Source organism: Pedobacter sp. (genome assembly GCF_039594775.1).
Classification (GTDB): domain Bacteria; phylum Bacteroidota; class Bacteroidia; order Sphingobacteriales; family Sphingobacteriaceae; genus Pedobacter.
On record NZ_JBCNMT010000002.1, the window covers coordinates 527503 to 548203 of the forward strand.

The 20701-nt window shown below is 38.5% G+C and carries 20 protein-coding genes; 17 read left to right on the top strand and 3 right to left on the bottom strand.

All coding sequences use genetic code 11. The annotated features are described in order from the left end of the window. From ABDV71_RS08370 to ABDV71_RS08420, 11 genes are all read left to right on the top strand, one after another. Entirely contained in the window at positions 1–501 is a 501-nt protein-coding gene (locus ABDV71_RS08370) for a DinB family protein (RefSeq protein WP_343531999.1), read from the top strand. A gap of 108 nt (positions 502–609) precedes the next feature. Continuing rightward, positions 610–1071, top strand: coding sequence for a VOC family protein (locus tag ABDV71_RS08375; RefSeq protein WP_343532000.1), 462 nt, complete (start codon positions 610–612; stop codon positions 1069–1071). Positions 1072–1111: 40 nt separating this feature from the next. Continuing rightward, complete coding sequence (locus ABDV71_RS08380) at positions 1112–1522, top strand: VOC family protein (RefSeq protein WP_343532001.1); 411 nt, start codon at positions 1112–1114, stop codon at positions 1520–1522. 51 nt (positions 1523–1573) lie between these two features. Further along, positions 1574–2296 carry a hypothetical protein gene (locus ABDV71_RS08385; RefSeq protein WP_343532002.1) on the top strand — a complete coding sequence of 241 codons (723 nt, stop codon included), beginning with the start codon at positions 1574–1576 and terminating at the stop codon, positions 2294–2296. Between the two features lies 1 nt (position 2297). After that, complete coding sequence (locus ABDV71_RS08390) at positions 2298–2600, top strand: hypothetical protein (RefSeq protein ID WP_343532003.1); 303 nt, start codon at positions 2298–2300, stop codon at positions 2598–2600. A gap of 131 nt (positions 2601–2731) precedes the next feature. Continuing rightward, positions 2732–3166, top strand: a complete 435-nt coding sequence (locus ABDV71_RS08395) for a DUF2147 domain-containing protein (protein ID WP_343532004.1) — start codon at positions 2732–2734, stop codon at positions 3164–3166. Between the two features lie 2 nt (positions 3167–3168). Then, positions 3169–4191 (top strand): YCF48-related protein, encoded by a 1023-nt coding sequence (locus ABDV71_RS08400; RefSeq protein ID WP_343532005.1) that lies wholly within the window; start codon positions 3169–3171, stop codon positions 4189–4191. 152 nt (positions 4192–4343) lie between these two features. Further along, positions 4344–4718, top strand: a complete 375-nt coding sequence (locus ABDV71_RS08405; RefSeq protein WP_113646608.1) for a response regulator — start codon at positions 4344–4346, stop codon at positions 4716–4718. 18 nt (positions 4719–4736) lie between these two features. Beyond that, on the top strand, positions 4737–5882 hold the full coding sequence (locus ABDV71_RS08410) for a hypothetical protein (protein WP_343532006.1): 1146 nt from the start codon (positions 4737–4739) through the stop codon (positions 5880–5882). Continuing rightward, the gene (locus tag ABDV71_RS08415) at positions 5882–7336 is read left to right on the top strand and encodes a glycosyltransferase (protein ID WP_343532007.1); all 1455 of its coding nucleotides are present in this window, start codon (positions 5882–5884) and stop codon (positions 7334–7336) included. The genes ABDV71_RS08410 and ABDV71_RS08415 overlap by 1 nt, the downstream gene beginning before the upstream one ends. Before the next feature lie 5 nt (positions 7337–7341). Continuing rightward, complete coding sequence (locus tag ABDV71_RS08420; RefSeq protein WP_343532008.1) at positions 7342–9387, top strand: LTA synthase family protein; 2046 nt, start codon at positions 7342–7344, stop codon at positions 9385–9387. A gap of 427 nt (positions 9388–9814) precedes the next feature. Here ABDV71_RS08420 and ABDV71_RS08425 read toward each other — a convergent pair whose 3' ends face one another. Further along, complete coding sequence (locus tag ABDV71_RS08425; protein ID WP_343532009.1) at positions 9815–10984, bottom strand: hypothetical protein; 1170 nt, start codon at positions 10982–10984, stop codon at positions 9815–9817. 1 nt (position 10985) lies between these two features. Next, the gene (locus ABDV71_RS08430) at positions 10986–12239 is read right to left on the bottom strand and encodes a YaiO family outer membrane beta-barrel protein (protein ID WP_343532010.1); all 1254 of its coding nucleotides are present in this window, start codon (positions 12237–12239) and stop codon (positions 10986–10988) included. Positions 12240–12505: 266 nt separating this feature from the next. Between ABDV71_RS08430 and ABDV71_RS08435 the strand changes: the two genes are divergently transcribed. Next, complete coding sequence (locus tag ABDV71_RS08435) at positions 12506–13159, top strand: helix-turn-helix transcriptional regulator (protein ID WP_343532011.1); 654 nt, start codon at positions 12506–12508, stop codon at positions 13157–13159. 31 nt (positions 13160–13190) lie between these two features. Here the strand turns inward: ABDV71_RS08435 and ABDV71_RS08440 are convergent, their stop codons facing one another. Continuing rightward, positions 13191–14318: a serine hydrolase domain-containing protein gene (locus tag ABDV71_RS08440; RefSeq protein ID WP_343532012.1), complete on the bottom strand. Its 1128-nt coding sequence runs from the start codon at positions 14316–14318 to the stop codon at positions 13191–13193. Between the two features lie 804 nt (positions 14319–15122). On the opposite strand from ABDV71_RS08440, the gene ABDV71_RS08445 reads away from it, so the two are divergent. The 5 genes from ABDV71_RS08445 (at position 15123) to ABDV71_RS08465 (ending at position 20677) form a co-directional block, all read left to right on the top strand. After that, entirely contained in the window at positions 15123–15491 is a 369-nt protein-coding gene (locus ABDV71_RS08445) for a glyoxalase (RefSeq protein ID WP_343532013.1), read from the top strand. 87 nt (positions 15492–15578) lie between these two features. Then, complete coding sequence (locus tag ABDV71_RS08450) at positions 15579–16127, top strand: hypothetical protein (protein ID WP_343532014.1); 549 nt, start codon at positions 15579–15581, stop codon at positions 16125–16127. A 51-nt stretch (positions 16128–16178) separates the two neighbouring features. Continuing rightward, positions 16179–19523, top strand: a complete 3345-nt coding sequence (locus tag ABDV71_RS08455) for a DEAD/DEAH box helicase (RefSeq protein ID WP_343532015.1) — start codon at positions 16179–16181, stop codon at positions 19521–19523. 299 nt (positions 19524–19822) lie between these two features. Further along, a complete protein-coding gene (locus ABDV71_RS08460; protein WP_343532016.1) occupies positions 19823–20107 on the top strand; it encodes a hypothetical protein in 285 nt (94 codons plus the stop codon). Positions 20108–20206: 99 nt separating this feature from the next. Next, a complete protein-coding gene (locus tag ABDV71_RS08465) occupies positions 20207–20677 on the top strand; it encodes an META domain-containing protein (RefSeq protein WP_343532017.1) in 471 nt (156 codons plus the stop codon). Positions 20678–20701 lie beyond the last annotated feature (24 nt).

Below are 20701 nucleotides of genomic sequence, written 5' to 3' on the forward strand. Positions count from 1 at the left end.
ATGGAAAATAAAGCAATGATAGTAAGTACGTTGGAAAGTACTTTTGCTGAATTAGAGAAAGCAATTAAGCACTTTGATGATAGCACTTTTAACCAAAGACCGACAAAGGGTGGTTGGACTCCTGCACAAATAGCACAACATTTAGCCTTGGCAGGTACAGGAATTGATAGGGTGCTATTGGGTGCTACCCGAGAAACCGAAGGTGCTGCGGACAAACAGGTGGCCAGCATTAAGGAAGTGTTCCTCAATTTCGATTTCAAGATGACTTCGCCCGATTTTATTGATCCTGAGGAGAAGGTTTATGATCAACAGGCTTTGCTGGCGCAGTTAAATGATATTGGCAAAACCCTCGTAAAGCTGGTGAATGAGCTGGATCTAAGCCCTACCTGTTTAGCTTTTGAAGTACCGGTGTGGGGGTATATGACGAGATTGGAAATTATTTATTTTGTGATTTACCATACACAACGCCATACTCGTCAACTCCAACAAATAATCGTTTAAAAAGATGTCTTAAATGCCCTTAAAGTTGACCTGTTCGACAACATGGAAAGCTAGAGAGGACAGCTAAATTTGTATCAAACACTTATATCAAATCAAAATAATAAAGCTATGATTATTAATCCTTATTTAAATTTTAACGGTAATACCGAAGAAGTTTTCAATTTTTACAAATCTGTTTTTGGCGGAGATTTTCCTTTCTTGATGCGTTTTAACCAAATGCCGCCTGATGCAAATGATCAGGAAGGATGTGTGGACCAAGGAATTCCTGAAGCCGAGGCCAATGGAATCATGCATATTTCCCTACCTATTGGTAAGAGCATGTTAATGGGTACCGATGTGGTATCTACCATGCCTCAGGTTACAGCTGGTACCAATATTTCACTTTGCGTGAGTGTGGATAGCCGTGCAGACGCCGATAGAATTTTTGGGGCTCTTAGTGCCGGTGGAACTGTGCAAATGCCTATGGCCGATATGTTTTGGGGCGATTATTATGGTATGCTAACGGATAAATTTCAAATCCAATGGATGATCAGCTATAACGAGGCACAACAAGGGAAAGCCGCTCAGTAGTACTTATCTTTTGATTGTCAGTAATAAAATTTATAAGAACATGGCCAGGAAAATATTTGTAAATGTCCCAGTGAAGGATCTAAACAGGTCAATTGACTTTTACACCAAAGTGGGTTTCGGTTTTAACCAGCAATTCACGGACGAAAATGCTACCAGCATCATTATATCGGATGATATTTTGGTAATGTTGCTACGAGAGGATTTTTTTAAGAATTTCACTAATAAACCTATTGCTAATGCAAAGGAAAGTACAGAAGTATTGATCAGTATTTCTGCCGAAAGCAGGGAAGAAGTAGATGAAGTGGTTCGTTTGGCCATTGCTGCTGGAGGTGCTTCGCCAATACCTACGCAGGATCATGGCTGGATGTATGGTCGCAGCTTTGAAGACCCTGATGGACACATTTGGGAGATTTCCTATCTGGACATGAATGCGCTTCCCGAAAAAGTGTAAACAATTATAGATGCAACATTTTAAATGTTGCATCATTTTAACTTTTAATGAATGATTGAAGCAATACCATTTTACGTAAGCTTTGTATTTGTAGTTACTACGGTGATTACCTTGCTGTATTTTATTAAAATTTTGAATATGGCTATCAATCAATCAAAAACAAAATACAAACTGGTTTTAGGACTTGCGTGCTGGTTGCTCATTCAGGGCCTATTTGCATTTAATGGTTTTTATAGTGCCAATAATGATTTTGTTCCTCCCAAAATTATATTGTTTGGCATTCTTCCGGCCATATTGCTGATTGCTTTTGTATTTCTTAATCCGTTGAGCCGTAAGTTCATTAGTAGTCTTTCTTTAAAACAACTCACGTATTTAAGTGTTATACGTATTCCAGTTGAACTGGTATTGTTTTGGTTGTATCTAAATGGCACCGTTCCTAAATTGATGACTTTCGAAGGACGTAATTTTGATATCCTTGCAGGAGTAAGTGCTCCCGTAATTGCTTATTTCGCTTTTCGTAGCCATCCATTTCGTTATAAGGTTTTGATCGCATGGAACCTATTAAGTTTAATATTGTTACTCAATATAGTAGTTAACGCACTTTTTTCTGCTCCTTCACCTTTTCAGCAGTTGGCCTTTGATCAACCCAATATTGCGTTATTATATTTCCCGTTTAGTTGGCTGCCAACTTTTATAGTACCTATCATTTTGTTTAGCCATTTGGCGTCTTTATATCGGCTTTTTAGAGATAAGCAGCTTGTAATTATCGAATGATATGGTCGAGGTATTTAAAACGAACATAGACAATAGTGCCATTGCTCAGCAAATTGTAAACGAAATCAAGGACTTGCTTTTGGGGATTGATGCCAGTTTTGACCTTGATGATTGCGACCGTATTTTGCGTGTTTGTGGAAGTTTTGAACCTCCTATCCTTAAAGACCAAGTTATAGCACTGGTAAATTCAAAAGGCTACATGGCTCTCCTTTTGGATGATGAAATAGGTTTTACGGCACATCATGCAGAAGAACAAGCATTGAAAGCCCACACCGGAATCATTGCGTTTTTAAGCATCCGATAACTTTTAAAACTTATGTTTCTTGACGGCTATCGAAAGTTAGCCGTTCCAAAAAAGCCAAGGCTTAATTTTAATTTCTTAAAACTTTTGTGGCACTTAATCCTTAACTTTATAAAGATTAAACGATTAGGATTATGTTAAGGAAAACTTCATTATTGATTGCGTTCATAGCGTTTTCGCTACAAGTATTTGCACAAAAAAAAGACGATATACTAGGGAAATGGATTAACCCATCGGGCGAGGGACAAATAGAAATCTATAAGCGAGGAGAGAAATTTTTTGGCAAACTGGTTTGGATCAAAGACCCTAATGATGAAAATGGGAAGCCCAAAACCGATGAGAAAAATCCTAACGAGAGCTTGCGTAACAAACCTATTTTAGGTTTGGAAATTCTAAAGAACTTTGAATTTAATGGCGGTAAATGGCAAGATGGAACCATTTATGACCCTAAATCGGGCAAAACATATAGCTGCAAGCTTACCTTAAAGGAACCAAACCAGCTGAGCATTAGGGGCTATATTGGTGTTTCGCTAATAGGTAGAACCGAAGTTTGGAAAAGAATAAAATAAAAATGATCAATAAGCTCTTCAAAATATTGCTGTTAGTGGCATTGCCTTTTTGGGCTACAGCCCAAAAATATCAGCTAAAGCCTTTGTTTACCGATGCGAAAACCAGTATGCGTGGTTTATCTGTGGTAAACAAGAACGTAATTTGGGTAAGCGGTAGCAGAGGTACCATTGGGAAATCAATAGATGGTGGCAAAACTTGGCAATGGATACAGCCAAAGGGCTATGAAAAGTTAGATTTTAGAGATATACAAGCCTTTGATCATCAGAAGGCCATTGTGGTGAATGCCGGCTCACCAGCCTATATTTTGTCGACGGTTGACGGCGGTAAAACTTGGCGAGAGAACTATAAAAATATCGATAGCGCTGCTTTTTTTAACGGCATGGATTTTTGGGACGGACAAAACGGAATGGTGTTTGGTGATCCAATGAACCATAAAATGCAACTGTTGCGTACCGATGATGGTGGTTTGACATGGAAGAATATCTCTGAGCAGCTGAAGAAACCTATGCAGGTAGGAGAGGCTGGTTTTGCCGCTAGCGGCACCTCTATTAAAACTGCTGGAAATGGAAAGGTCTGGATTGCTACAGGTGGCGTGGTTTCAAATATTTACCATTCTGCCAATTACGGTAAAAGCTGGAAGGTATTTAAATGTCCTATTTTGCAAGGCGAGAGCAGCACTGGTGTATTTTCAATCGATTTTTTTGACGAGAATAATGGGGTGGCAGTAGGAGGTAACTATTTAAACGATAAGGATAACCAAAATAATGTGCTACTTACCCATAACGGCGGTAAAAAATGGAAAAAGCCAGACCAACCGGTAAGTGGCTATCGTTCGGGCGTAGTTTTTGTAACCAAAGATTTTTTGGTAGCTACAGGTACTTCAGGAACTGATATATCGACAGATGGGGGCAAGCGTTGGCAGAATATATCTAACTTAAGCTTTAATGCCGTAAAAACTGCTGATGGCCTAGTGGTATTGGTGGGCGGTAAGGGCAATATTTATAGGTTAGATACGGTGCTATAATATCTCGTTTCCACATTGTGGGGAATTTAGTACTCCTAAGCAAGCTAATTTTAAGCTATATTTGTACGTTTTAACCATTATAGGCGCTGTTTTAGTCTTATTCTTATAAGTGGTAAGGAAATTGTAATATCATTCAAAATAACAGGAGTAAAATGTCGAAAATATTAATTGCTGAAGATGAGGTTTTGATGCTTAAAGCTTTAGAGTTTAAGCTAAAGAAAGATGGCTATCAGGTTGATGTTGCTGCTGATGGCAGACAGGCTATGGAAAAGGTAAAAAGCAATACCTACGACTTGATTCTTACGGATATTATGATGCCCTTTGTAGGCGGTATGGAAATTTTGAGCTATATCAAAAATGATCCGATCAAGAAAAGTACACCGGTACTATTGATTTCTGCTGTAGGTTTGGAGAACGTGGTGTTGGAAGGTTTCCATTTGGGAGCCGACGATTTCATTTACAAGCCCTTTAACCTTAACGAACTTTCTGTTAGGATCAAGAGATATATTAAGCAGAACGTTTTTTAATAAGCGAACGCGCAAAGCATGAATTTTTTCCAAACGGTCTTCAATTACATCAGGGAAACCTATACTGAACGCTTATTCTATTTCCCTTCCAATATCAGGATTTCGCTCCTGATCATTCTTTTTTGTGTAATTGCCGTATTGGAACTTTATATTTATATCAGTTTTAGGCGTGCTCAACAGATCAAAAGGAAACGTGATGAGGCCAAATGGAAAGAATATATTGATAATATGCTGGCCAATTTGGTAATTTTTGATGAAAGTGATAGTACAGAAGAGATTGTAAATCATTTTTATCCTAAAATGAGCAAGCTTCCGCTACGCAATTCTATTGTGAATAGTGTTTTAACTACCGAAATACTTACCTATCACAGAAACTTTACGGGTAAGATACAGGAGGTACTTTCGATTTTATATAGGAGGTTAAATCTGGATAAGAAATCGAAAAAGAAAATCAATAATAAAAATTGGGAAATTAAGATAGAGGGAATCCGTGAGGCCAACGAGATGCGCATTACTGAAATGGCAGGAGAGATAGTGAAGTACACCGATGATGAAAATGCCCTATTGCGTATGGAAGCTCAGGCGGCCTATATTAATTTATCGGAACAATATCCTTTTCGTTTTTTGGATCGAGCGCAAGAACGTATTTTAGATTGGCACCAAGTGGTACTATTTGAAATTATAACCAAAAACAAGAAGTTGGCCATTCCCTCTTTTTCCCATTGGCTTCGTTCTTCAAATGATACGGTAGTCATGCTCTGCTTAAAGCTGATTGAGCATTTTATGCAGTTTGATGCTGCCGACGAAGTACAGCGGCTTTTGAAGCACCATAACCCTAAAGTGGTGAAAAAATCGGTAGAAATTATAGGTAAACTGGAACTTGCCGATGCAGAAAAGCACATGTTTGAGGTATACTTTGACCAGCCGGAAGAAATTAAGCTTGAAATATTGAACTCGCTGGGCAAAATATCTTCGGGTAACTATAACGATTTTCTATCGTCGAGGATTTACTCTAGCGACCCCAAGATCAAAAAGGAAGCATTGTATGCAATCAAGAGAAATCCTGATCATGGAGAAGAAAGACTTAGAGAAATTTATAAGCAAACTACCTTGGAGAACCAAGCCTTGATTAAGCACGTTTTAGACCACCGTATTAAGCCCTAATGAGAGAGTTTTTAACCACTTTTGAGACATTCTTTAATAATGCGATTTTCTATTACGCCTTGTTCGTAATGGCATCGTATGTGGTGCTTACCTTGCTTTCGGCCATTGAAATGAATGGCTACATGAAAAAGAATAGTTACGTGAACTATCGTGAGATATTGGTGTCGCCATTGGCGCCTTCGGTATCCATTTTAGCTCCGGCCTATAATGAGGAAGCTACCATTATCGAAAATATACGGTCGTTGCTATCGCTCCATTACGGCAATTATGAGGTAATCATCATTAACGATGGGAGTAAGGACAATACCTTTCAGCGGATGTTTGATTATTACCAATTGGAGAAAGTTGATTTTGCGGTCAACTATCAAATTCAGTGTAAGGAGATCCAAGGGGTTTATAAATCTAAATTACCTTCCTTTTCGAAGCTAACGGTGGTTGATAAATTGAATGGTGGTAAATCAGATGCACTTAATGCTGGTATTAATGTGGCGGGCAAGGATCTGATCTTGTGTATTGATGTGGATTGTATTGTACAGGATGACGCGCTGCTGAAGCTGGCCAAACCTTACCTGGAAGAGAAATATCAGGTGATTGCTACTGGCGGGGTGGTTCGTATCGCCAATTCATGTAAGGTTGAGGATGGAAAATTGGTAGAGGTAAACATGCCCAAAAATTTATGGCCACGTTTTCAGGTATTGGAGTACATTAGGGCCTTTTTAATGGGGCGTATGGCTTGGAGTAGAATGAACGGCTTGCTGATCATTTCGGGAGCTATGGGCTTGTTTGATAAAAGTATTGTGATCAACGTAGGTGGCTATGATCATAGCACTGTGGGCGAGGATATGGAGCTGGTGGTAAGGATGCGACGTTATATGTACGAGCAGGATAGAAGATTTAAGGTGGTTTATATTCCTGATCCATTATGTTGGACAGAGGCCCCGGGCGATTTGCAAATCTTGGGTCGCCAGCGTAACCGTTGGACTAGAGGGACCATAGAAACATTGTGGGTGCACAAAGATCTTTTCTTTAATCCAAGATATGGTGTTTTAGGGATGCTAAGCTATCCTTATTGGTTCTTTTTTGAATGGTTGGCACCTATTATTGAGTTTTTGGGGATTAGCATTTTTGTGTTATTGGCATTAATGGGTAACATAAACTGGGAGTTTTCGCTTATCCTTATTTCCATGGTTTATTTCTTTTCCTTGGCGCTGTCAACAGTGGCCATCCTATTCGAAGAAATGTCGTACCAGCAGTATACTAAGGGGGGCGATTTGGTGAAACTGCTATTGGCCGCTTTCCTGGAGCCTATTTTGTACCATCCTTTAACGGTGTACTGGGCCATTAAAGGAAATTTACACAAGTTTATAGGGAAGAATAATTGGGGCACCATGACCCGCAAAGGATTTAAAGACGAAAAAGCGACCGAAGAGGTACGACAGCAAACAACTATTTAGAAGATATGGAAAATACTTTTTTTGAAGCACCAGAGTATCCGGTTTTAGACAGGTTTAAGAACAGTGCCGTGTTGTTCCTTAAATACTCGGTGGCTTTGTTGGCAACCGTGTTTTTTATCAAGATACTGGAGTATACCTATATTACCATCAAGGGAGATATTCCTTCGGGTTTTCTCCTATTGGCTTTAAAATCATTGTTTTTTGATGTGATTTTTGTGCTTAAGTGTTTGCCCATCCTGTATCTTCCTTTTCTGCTTTTCTTCTTTTCGCTGAAAGTGAAAAAGCACATTTATGTTGCTGCGGGTATTATTTTTAGCGTCTATATTTTGATTTACCTGTTGCTGCTCAAATACTTCTTTACTGCTTTGGTGCCATTAGGTTCTGATTTTTATGGCTACTCTTATGCCGATATTAAGCAAACGGTATCTGCGGGCTTAAGCATAGATTTTTTGAGCATTGTTATTTTTATACTGCCATTTGTGTTTTTATGGTTTGCGCTTAAAGCGGCCGCTAAGATCAAATCTTTTAATTATCGCATATCAATAGGGGTATTGGTAGTGTCGTTGGCGCTACTTTATTTTAATGTTTCTTCGTTGCCATCGCAAGCTGGTTTTAAAAAAGACTATGATTACAATGTGGCCATTAACAAAGAGGCATTCTTTTTTGAAAACAGTTATGCCTATTTTTTTGACAACGAGCCTAATGTAGATATTTACGCCGCCAATTATTTTGAAGATGGTACTGATGGCGATAATGCGATGAGGCCACAAATGAAATATGTAAACGGTGCCTATCCCTTTCTAAGAGAAGAAAATTCTTTGGATGTTTTGGGCAACTTTTTTAATGTTGACAGTGCCAAAAGACCCAACATTGTTTTTATTCAGGTAGAGGGATTGGGCAGGGCCTTTAGTGGGCCTAATGCGTATCTAGGTAGCTTTACGCCATTTTTAGACCAACTAAGAGGCAGAAGCTTATATTTTGAGAACTTTTTGGCAGCGCAAGGACGTACCTTTGCTTCGCTACCTTCTATTTTAGGTTCTTTGCCATTTTTTGATAAGGGCTATAATGAACTGGGTAGCCGTATGCCCAAAGCTTTTACTACTTTGGGATTGTTGAAACATAATGGCTATCATTCGTCGTTTTTAATGAGTACTGATGTAGCCTTTGATAATGAAGGATTATTCATCAGGGCGCAAGGAGTTGACCAACTGATTTCTAAGGCGAACTTTAGCGAGTTTCCGGCAGCAGATAATTCTTATTGGGGCTATCCTGATCTGGATTTGATGAAGAAGGCTATTGGTTTTTATACGAAGTTGCCAGGCAACCAGCCGTTTGTAAGCTATATCCAAACCATTTCCATGCACACGCCTTATAAAGTGCCAAACATGGACCGTTATTATGGACTGATGGAAAGCCAAATGAACAAATTAGGTTTTGACGAAGGGCAAAAGGGGGAGCATAGAACCTACAAAGACCAATACGCAACCATCATGTATAGTGATGAGGCCTTGAAGTACTTCTTTCAGGAGTTTGCCAAACTTCCTGCTTATAAGAATACCATTTTTATCATTACGGGTGACCACAGATTGCCTGAAATACCGATGTCGACAAAGATTGATCGTTATCATGTGCCTTTGATCATTTATTCGCCAATGCTTAAACGCAATGCAAGCATCAGGTCAGTATCGAGCCATTTGGACATTGCTCCTTCTTTGTTAAAGTTTTTGCAGACCAATTACGAAGTGAAAACACCTAATTTGGTTACTTGGGTTGGTACGGGATTGGATACGGTTAGGCAGTTTAGAAATATACACCGTTATCCGCTTAAACAAACCGTTAGTGATTTGATAGACTATGTTTCGGGAGAGTACTTCTTAAATGGCCAAACGCTATTTAGCATTGGGGACAATTTTGATCTGCAACCAATGCAAGACGATAACCGTAAAAATCAATTGATCGGTGAGTTTAATCAATATAAATCGCAAAACAACCAGGTAACACAAACACTTAAGCTATTGCCCGATAGTGTTTATAAGAAATTTAAGCCCTAGGCTTAAAGCATGAAAACAAAATGAGAGCTGACCTCGTAGGTGTAAAAGCCTATGAGGTTTTTTGTTTTATGGTAAAAAGCAATTGGTTGTATTTGACTATTAGAATTTGAAGGCTTATGAAGTTTGCGTAATGGTATTTAAAAACTTCATAAGTCTAGATTTATGCAATAGTTTTTTTCGTCATTCTCGCGTATGCGGGAATCTTAAAGCTTGTGGTGGTAAGAGATTTCCAATTGAGTTGGGAATGAAGGTAAGGTAACGTTGATTTTTAGCCCCGATAGTAATGGAAAGCCCGTAAGCGAGCAAAGCGAGTGCGGACTTGGAATGAATAGCGGGACTACAGGAATTTACTTGCAGAAACTAAGCGCTTCTAAAAATCAACAACTAGATTTTAGTGCTTAGATGTCGAAAACAATGCTGATAATGGCTATTCTTTCTCCGCTTTCATATCATCGTAATAATCATCAAGTATTGTGTTGATCATTGGACGATAAAACTCCCAGAAGAAACTCACCCTTTCGGCCGCAATGTCGTCATTATAAAAAAGCTTGCGGAACAGGCTGATGCCCTTAAAATAGGAACCGCCTTGCGAAATAGGATTGTCGGCAAAGTCACCACAGAAATAATAAAACTTATAGTCTTTTCTGTAGTGTTCTATAATTGCCGGAAATTGCGCCGGGATATTGTTATCAGCCAATATTTTTGCCCCAGCATTATTTACCCTTAAATCATAAAAAGAGACGATTTTGTTTGATCTAGAGGTTTGTATAATATCGAACCAGAAAGGATATTTCATAGCTTTTGGAATATTATATCTCTCACGGCCTTCTTTTCTGGTCAAAATATAAGGTACTTCGCCATTTAGGTGGTTAATATACTCTAGTACTACAATTTTATCGCTTTTACTTACAAAAGCAATTCCCGACTTTTTAAATGGCCATTGGTTATTGTTTTGCGCCTTATAGTTCTCCACCAGCCATCTAGGTAGTTCTTTGTTAACTAAGGTGTCAAAAGAATCGAAATATTTGCCTACCCAGCCTGTCCATTTGATTTTAAAGGTTTGCTCAAAATCTCGGGCTACGGCGTTTGAAGTAGGGGTGGCAAAGGTATTAAACTCGGTAATGATGAGCTTTTTCTTCTGCTTCATCTTTTTTAGAAAGAGCATATCCTGTGGCGATAGTCCGCCGTACAGCAAACGCTGCCTTTCGGTAATGTTTTTGGCCAAATACCATTCTTTTGAGTAAATCCCGTAGGTGTCGGTAATATAGGCCATGTCTGAGTGGCGACTTAGTTTTTCCAAGTCCTCATCAGTGGCCCTTTCTAACCCTTTTAAATCATATTTTTTGTTCTTGTTAGGAAAGAAACCAAAGTAATCTCGGCCTACCTTGTATAGATCTTTAGAGGTTTTAGAGTACTTGTTATTACGTAATACCCAAGTGAGAGAAGCATGTTCCTGGCCTGTTTTAAATAATACTGTTTTGTCTACAATGGCAATAACAAGCTTGGTTTTTGGCCAAAAAAACCAAAGGACGAACATCCACAGGGGCAGGGCAATTACCAAATAAAATAAGATGGTGCTGATGATTCCGCGCTTCATTCTAAAATCTCTTAATTAACGAAATCCCCAGGCCAACTTGATTGCCCCATTCATTAGTGCGGTACTCTTCGTAGAACCATAGGCCACTGGCGGCCAAAGTGAAGTTGCTAAATATATCCCTCGAATAATTGATGCCTAATTTATAAGTGTTTAAATTGCCGGTGCCCATAATGTTTCTGGCCCTGTCATCGGGCGATACGCCTGTTCCAATTTGGAAACCAATGAAATTGTATCGGTCAGAAAAATAATATCTTGTACTAAAGGTATACGAATGGGAGAAAACATCTACATCTGGGGACAGGTAGGTTTTTAAATTGAAATAGAAGTTGCCTGTGTATTTTCCCAGTGCCAGTACATAGATGTAGGTTTTGGTAGGGTTAAAATCAAGGTATCTGAAACCTGTTTCTGCATCGAAGCTTTTGGGTAAGGTATAATACAGTGATACTCCAGCCCTAAACCTGGGAAAAATATCAGATTGCGAATAACCTGCACCTACATAGGCATAAATTCCTTTTGAAATGGAAGGGTAGGCTTCAATTTCTCCCTGTAAACCGTCGCTCCTGAAACGGTTGCTATACATTAATCTGCCTGTAACGGAACCTAGGGAGGTGTTTCGGGTATAATCTATAGAGGCATAATGCCATGGATCATCAAAACGCCTATCGAAATACACATATTCATAACTTAGATCGATCAGGTTCTTGGTATTTTCGCTCCTTAGCATTTGGTAATAGGTCTTTACCGTATCCTGACCAGGATTTTGTTTATTGTAATTACGTAATACGGCCATGGCTTGCCTGGTATCTTTTAAGGCATTAAGGGCCTTGGCTTTCTTTAGGAGCAGTTCTGTAGAATTTGGATCATACAATAAACCTTGATTAGCATGATCTAAGGCTCTGGTGTAGTTTTCGTTCCAGTACTCCAGGTCAAATATGGCCGAATATGCCTCGATGTTCTTTGGCTCTTTTGCTAATACCTGATTAAATTGATAGCGTGCACTGTCCAAATTGTCGCTCCAAGTATAAACCCTGCCTAAAAAGAGTCGTATATCGGCATAGTCGGGACTTTTTTGTAAAGCCGTTTTTAATAGACTAATGATTTGCGGATAGTTTTGTTTTTCCTTTGGAATATTTCTGGCTTGGGTGAAAAGTTCGTCGGAAGTTAAACTATTGGTTTCTTGGGCAAGTAACAAGCCGGTAAACAGCACTTGCAAGCTCAGCACAATCGATAAAAATCTGAAAAGGGTTTTTGTCATGTGATTGGTTAATTCAATTAGCATACCAATAGGCGAAAATTAGGTTCCCGTAGAGAGATTAAGCTCATAAATGCCCTAGGGAGTACTCCACAAAGCTCTAAATTACTAAGAGTGGCGCTACTTACAAAGCCGTAGGCAAAACTTTAGGAAAAAAAATCTACAATTTGGGGGAATATGACCTTTATTCTATTTTTTGGTACTTTTGTATCCCATGGGAAATACGCTCTGCCCAAATCTAATAAGTAAGGAAAGATAATTGCTCAAACATGGATCTAGATGATAAGCTCGAAGAACTGAGGTGTATTGCCGATGAGTTGCCAGTTCCCATAATTGTACAGCAAGTACCCAACTATGGGGTGGTTTATATGAATAGGGTGGGCCTAGATATTTTGGGTGTTGATTTGAGCGAACTACAGGCTATTGATCCAAAAGAGTATGTGACACGTTACTTTAATATTGATGATGATCAGGATTATGCCGCAAAGATCAAACAACGCTTGCAGCAGGTTTCGGAAAAGAGCACTTCTTATTTTCAGCAGGTAAAGTCAAAGGATGGAACTTGGAGGCTTTACGCCAGCAACACTAAAGTGTTTTTGAAAAATGCGCATGGTGAGGTTACGCATTTAGTAACCACGGCCAGTCCGGTGGATCCTGAGCATCATATTACCATTAAGGTTAATCGTTTAATGGACGATGTGAGGTTTTTGCGTAATCATGCCGCTGTTTTTGGTAAACTTTCGGCAAGGGAAATAGAGGTTTTGAAGCTCATGGCCCTAGGGATAAGTTCTCCAGAAATAGGTGAGCGCTTATTTATTGCGCTGGCTACTGTGGATACGCACCGTAGAAATATCCGAAAAAAGCTATCCCTTAAAAACAATTACGATGCGGTGAAATTTGCGCATGCTTTTAACCTGCTTTAGGGTTGGATATTAGATACTTACCATGTTATTTCTATTTAACAATTAAGTTTTGGTAAAGGGTATTAAAAGTTTCCTTAATAATGGCTTTGTAACCATTTACTTGTCCCGCACCCGTACCATTGGTAATGACTACGATACCAAACTTTTCTTTAGGATCGAAAAACATGGCACTATATAAGCCGTAAGCAGATCCAGTGTGTCCTGTTAAGGTTTTACCTTCAATTAATTTATTGGTGGTAAGCAAAGCAAGGCCATAGTTTTCTGGGCTGCTAAGTGGTGTTTGCATTTGTTTAGCACTTTTTTTGGAGATGATTTTTGTCCCGTTCACTTTGCCGTAGTTCATGTGCATGGTCATGTAGGTAGCCAAATCTGTCGCTGAAATTTTCATGCCTCCGGTAGGCGATAGGATAGGGGTGCTGTAGCCTAGTTGATAAGTGCTTAATTCTTCCCTGCGAGGGGCATAAGCGGCTGGCGATAATTTAAGAGCTTTGTTCTCATATTCGTATAGGGAAACAAAACGTTTGGTATCTAAAGAGTCGATACAATAACCGCCATAAACATTTAACGGGTTAAGAATATGCTGTTTGATATAGCTGTCGTAACGTTGCCCCGTAAGGCGTTCAACGGTAGCGCCTATCATATTAAAGTTTAAGTTGCAATATAGGTAGCTTGTCCCTGGTTGTTTATCTGTATAGCATTTCTCCCAGTTGGGATTTTTTGAAGGGTTGATCACATCTAAATTGAAATACCCCTGACTGTCGTTGATACTAGAGGTATGTGATAATACCATTCTTAGGGTAATGACTGTTTCAGGGAATTTAGGATTGCGGATTTTAAAACCTACTAAATTCCCAAAATCGTCATCTAATGATAGTTTTTTGGCTTCTGCCAATTGCATGATGGCCGTTGCCGCAAAGGATTTGGAAATGGAAGCGATTCTGAAAATATCTGAGCCGCTTAAGGGCGTATCGTTTTCGATGCTTTTTTTCCCAAAGGAATGTTGATAGATCAGCTTGTTATTTTTGATTACCGCCACTGCCAAGCCAACAGTCTCGGTTTTTGTCATGCTTTCGGTAATTTCACGTTCTATTTTTTCGAACTGTGCATAAATAGGTAAATAGAGGAATAGGGCTAGCAGTGCAAGGGCAAGTTTCTTCATCGCATGAATTGGTTTTGTTTAGTTCTAAGTTAATACTATTTTGGGAATGATTTGGGTATATTGGGAGATTACGTATGATATAAACAACAAATAATGAAATCGTTTAAGAACTTAAGATTAATGTTAGTTATTGGAGTAGCCATATTCCTTATTTCTAGTTTGATATTAGTGATTATAGCGGAATGCATGATGGTTTAACAAGGATTGGTTTCCCGTTTGTTTTTCTTCAAGATACTGGCGGCAAATGTGGCGATTGTGAAAGCATAAAATGGTTTAAGGTAATTTATTTGTTTGTTGATGTATTGCTTTCTTTATTGCTAGCGATGGTGTTGCTTCTGGTTTTTAAAAGAAAAAAGTATCAGTACCAACCAGAAATTGAAACGAATAAATAGAATGAAAGAAATACTAATTTTAGCAATAATATATATCGTTTTTCTTGTCTTATCTCTTTTTTTAAGAAAACTGATGATTAGAACGAGCAATTGGAATGTGGTATTGATTATCCTTGCTTACCTTATTGGTATTAATTTCTACTTTGATTTAATGGTTAAGATTCACCAAATTTCGAGAGATAATGGTTGGTATATAGAGTTTGGCCATGGAGAAATAATGTTGTTGGAACTATATGTGTTTTCTTATGTCTCTGCAATAGTTCTAATCGTTAATGTTTTTTATAGACGCTGTAAATCCTCGTCTACAATTTAACATAACTGGTAAGTGTTGATACTGCAATATCTTTGTTTTTTACTTTTGGTTGGTGATAAGACCAACCACGGGGCGAATAAATAATTGCTAAATATTAAAATGGTAAAAACGGAAACTATTATTGCAGTGAAAAATGTTCGTGAAAGTTCGTTGTTCTATCAACAATTGCTGGAGTGTAAAAGTGAACACGGAGGTGATACCTTTGAAATATTAACCAGTAACAACAATGTGGTGCTGTGTTTGCATCATTGGGGCGAACATGAGCATCCAACCATGTTGAAACCTGTTGAAAACAATGGCAATGGATTGATACTGTTTTTTAGGGTTGATGATCTACAAACAATATTCAAAAATGCCCAAAAGCTTCATGCTGCCATAGAAAAAGAAATTCATTACAATGGTAACTCGCTCAAACATCAGTTTACCTTGAGAGATTTAGATGGATATTATTTGATCATTTCAGCATAGGGCTTACTTGTCACATTTTCTACTTTAGATTTTTAATTGTTTGGCCAAAGCTAAGCCGTAAGAACACTACGTTTATTTTTAATAAATTTGGAAGATAATAAAGCCACTCTATTGCGAATGACCATTGACGAACTTTTAAAAGATAAAGAGATAAAATCTAAAGAGAAAACCGAAAAATTGAGCAAATGGCTTATCGAAAAATCATTGCCTATTGATGAGCTTTTGGCTTTTGCCGAAAAGCAAAAGGACCCCGTTAAGGCAACTTGTATAGAAGCTATGGAGTATGCTACCCAACGGCATCCCGAAATTGCAGATGAAAGCGCACTTGTTTTTGTAACCCAAATGCTTACCGCCAAAGCGCCACGAGTAAAATGGGAAAGCGCAAAGGTAATTGGCAATATTGCCCACCTATTTAGTGACAAGTTGGAAGCTCCTATTGCCAATTTGCTTGTGAATACGGAACATGAAGGCACCGTGGTGCGTTGGAGTGCTGCCTTTGCCCTAAGTCAAATCCTAAAATTGGAGACTTCGAATAATAAGGGCCTGATCTCCGCCATTGTGGCTATTTGCGAGAAAGAGGAAAAGAAAAGTATTCAGAAAATATACCTTGACGCTTTGAAAAAATTAAAAAAATAGGCTCCAAATTGCACTGTCCCAATTTATAATAAAATAATTCGTTAGCGATAGATGGTAGAACTGCCGAAAGAAACGATACTCCCCAATACAAACATCAGTACACTTTCTGTATTTGATCTGTTAAAACACACCCAAAGTGGCGATTTTATGGAGAGGAGAGATTTTCAGGATATTTACCCTATTGCGCTCGAACTCAATAATGGTGTGTTTACCAAAAAAGTAGCCATTGGTTTTCCAAAGGTTGCCGTAAGCCAGCTGGGTAGTTCGTTGGTTTCTTCCTGCTCCTGCAATCACATGGGACAAAAACTGTGTGAACATCAGGCCGAAATTATCTATAGCATATTGGAGCAAAGAAATTTCCGCGTCTTTTTTGATCATCATTTAAGACATAAAATTTTACTGGTTTCAGCTAAGGAATATGGGGTAGATGCCGAACCAGATTTAGATGCCTATTTTAAGTTGAATTATCTCGAAGGCAAACTTCATATTGAAAGTAGGGTACAGGGTATGCTTAAAATAGATGAGCAAGCTCTTAAAAAAAATCTTGTTCCCCAACGGCAATCCATTTTAAAAAGCTTAGCTGTTCAAGATACTGGAAAAAAGCAGATTTTAGTCATTGGTAGGCATCGCTTTTATAGTCAATTAAGTTTCCTGCTGATGGAGGCGGAGGTTACTCAAGGTGGAAAAATCAAAGCCCCAATTAATAACATAAATCCCATGCAGTTGATTTGGAAGGTGCAAGATCCTTCTGAAATCAAATTTTATACAGCCCTTGTTACCTTTCAGAACAAATACAACGAAGATACCACCCATTTGGAGCTGGAAGCACTGAAGCACATCGTTGAAAACCCTTTAGAATTGGAGGTTTATTATCATGATAGGAATCTTTCAGAAACTATTTCGGCAAAATCGCTTCTCCCCATAGCGCTCACTTTCCTAAAAGCAGAACTTCAGCTAACGGTCTTTAAAAAAGAGCCTTTTTATGAAATTACTGCCGAATTGTTGTTTAACGATATCGTACTTCCCTTAAGTAATGTAGTGGTCAGGAGCGATTATTTTATCTACTATCGGCAGACCTTTTATTTGGTGCAAAATCCAGATATGCTTCGTGTTATCAAGTTCTTTAAGGCAAATAACGAGATACTGCTCATTCATTCATCCAAGTATAATGAGTTTTTGCAGGACATACTTGCCCCTTTGGAGCAGTTGGTACACATCAATTATAGCTACATCCGTCAGGCAACGCCAGCGCAACTTGCAGAAAAAGAATTTCTAACGGAGCGTATTATCTATTTGGATCAGCAAGGTAATTTTATATCGATTACTCCGGTCATGAAATATGGTTCGGTCGAAGTTCCCGTATATTCCAGAAAGCAGCTCTTCGATGTTGATCAAAATGGCAATGAATTTAAAATTGAGCGGAATAACGAGGCCGAAGACCGTTTCACTTCTATGGTGATGGAACAGCATCCAGATTTTGCCGAACAAATAGAGGCGCATGAATATTTCTATTTGCACAAGGACAAGTTTTTAGATGACGATTGGTTTCTTGGCGCTTTTGAAGCGTGGAGAAATAATAACATCACCATATTGGGTTTTGATGAAATTAAAAGTAATAAGCTCAATTCGCATCGTGCCAAAATAAGCATAGAGGTTATTAGTGGGATTGATTGGTTCAATGCCGAACTGAAAGTAGGTTTCGGTAAGAAGAGAGCAAAATTGAAACAGGTGCACCGTGCCATACGCAACAAGAGCAAATTTGTTCAGTTGGATGATGGCACGCAAGGTATTTTACCACTTGAATGGATAGATAAAATTTCCAGATACTTTCAGTTGGGGGATATGGAAGATGAAATCATCAAAATCCCGAAGATTAATTTCACGGAAATATCTGAGCTATTTGAAAAGGAAATGCTAAGTGAAGAAGTCCAGGATGAGATTAAAGATTATGCCATACAATTTTCAACTGTTGATAATATTCCAGCAGTAGCTGTTCCATCTGCTTTACAGGCAGAACTGAGGGAATATCAAAAAGAAGGGCTAAACTGGCTCAGCTTTTTGGATAGTTTTAATTTTGGTGGTTGTTTAGCAGACGATATGGGACTTGGTAAAACCCTCCAAATTATTGCCTTTATACTATCACAAAGGGAAAAATACAAGCATACGACCAATCTTATCGTAGTACCAACTTCATTGTTGTTCAACTGGCAGGATGAGCTGCAGAAATTTGCGCCATCCATCAAAGTGTTAACACATTATGGTGCAGATAGGGCAAGAAGCAACGAGGGAATGCAAGCTTATGAAGTGGTATTGACAAGTTACGGCATGCTGCTTTCCGATATCCGTTTCCTGAAGGATTTTCATTTTAATTATGTCTTTTTGGATGAGTCGCAAGCCATTAAAAATCCTAATTCCGAAAGGTATAAGGCGGCTCGACTGCTCCAATCGCGGAATAGGATTGTTTTGACCGGAACACCTATTGAGAACAACACCTTTGATCTGTACGGACAACTATCTTTTGCCTGCCCAGGGCTATTGGGCAGCAAACAATATTTCAAAGATATTTATGCGATTCCCATCGATAAGTTCGAATACAGCAAAAGAGCCTTTGAGCTTCAACGTAAAATTAAGCCCTTTATACTTCGCAGAACCAAAAAACAGGTAGCTAAAGAACTGCCAGAGAAAACCGAAATGATCATTTATTGCGAAATGAATGCAGAACAGCGCAGGATTTACGACGGTTATGAAAGGGAGCTGCGTGAATTTATTTCGGCGACTGATGATGATCAAATGCTTAAAAATAGCATGCATGTACTTACAGGGCTTACCAAACTTAGACAGATCTGTAATTCTCCCGTATTGCTTAAACAAGGGCATTCGGGTGCTGATGCAGTTAAAATTGAAGTGCTGGTAGAGCAGATCGAAAATAAATCAAAGGCACATAAAATATTGGTGTTTTCGCAGTTTGTGGGCATGCTCGATTTAATTAAGGCCGAACTGGAAAACAGAAACATTCCATTTGAGTACCTTACCGGACAAACAAAAGACAGGGGCAGCAAAGTGAATAACTTCCAAACGAACGATCAAATTCGTGTGTTTCTGATCAGCTTAAAAGCAGGCGGTGTAGGGCTTAACCTTACTGAAGCAGATTATGTTTATCTCGTGGATCCTTGGTGGAACCCAGCGGCCGAAAATCAGGCCATAGACAGGGTTTATCGTATTGGCCAAGATAAGAATGTAGTAGCGGTGCGGTTAATTTGCTCCAATACCATCGAAGAAAAAATCATGAACCTTCAAAAGAAGAAAAAACAGTTAGCGCAAGATCTGGTAAGAACAGATGCTTCTTTTTTCCAAAGCCTATCCAAGGATGAATTGATGGGCATGTTGAAAGAGTAACATGCACCTCCTTCCTTTTTCATTATAATATATAGCACCATTTTACGTTTGCAAGCAATGTGCGCTGAAAAGCAATTAGGCTTGGAAGTTTTAATGAGAAGATTTTTGTGAAAGTTTAAATAATAAGACGTTTTTGCCTGTTATTATTTAATGAAATTTATGGTTATAGTGCGAATATCCTAATTGATTTTTGTATTAATTAACTGATTTACATTCTGTTCAGGAGTATTGGTTTTTGTATTATGCGATTAAGTCGTTAACTTGATGTAATCTTGGTGTAACAATTTAATTGTTCTGATATGAAAAAAAATCTGCCCTCACTTTTTTTTCTGTTGACATTATTTACGCTCTTGATCATTGAGCAGAAAAGTTTTTCTCAGGTCTGCGCAACCCCTGGAACAGATGGAGCTGTAAACTCAACACTATCTAATAACACATTTTTTCCTTCTAAACCTGGAAATTATTCCCAGACTGCAGGAAGTAAGAGTATGGAACTTTCTGGAGTACCTGGTTCTTTTACGGTTGGGGGTGTGGTATACAGTTTTGGTAATATAATTAGTGAACAGATGCGCCAATTGGAGTAAAATGTAGTGCACAAGAGCATCAGTTGAACAGGAGAACAGAAATCAAAATAGTAGAGTAATATAAAATAGAATATTATTAAAATTTAAAAGCAAAAAATCATGAAAAAAAGCATCTTAATCGTTGTCATGGCAATTGCGGCAGCAGCCTGCAGTTCCACAAAAACAGAAAACAAAACTGACGGGACTGATACTACCTCCGTACAAGCTCAAGCAACAACAACCGTGGACTTATTTGATAAAGAATGGAAACTGAAGGAATTAAATGGTAAAGCCATAGTATTGGATACTACTTTCAAAAAAGAACCTCATTTGGTTTTCCACAAAGAGAAAGAGCAATTGAGCGGAAATGGCGGCTGTAATAGCTTTTCTGGGAGCTATAAACTGAAAGATGGTAATAATATTGAACTTTCTGAAGGAGGCGCTACAATGATGGCTTGCCCAAATCTTAAAATAGAAAGCGAATTTTTTGAAGTATTGAAGCAGGTTAGAAGTTATCGTATAGAAAACAATAGCCTTTTGCTTGACAATGAAAAGAAAGAAGCAGTGGCAAAACTTGAATTGAGCAAATAGAGATAGATTTTATCCATAAGTTAA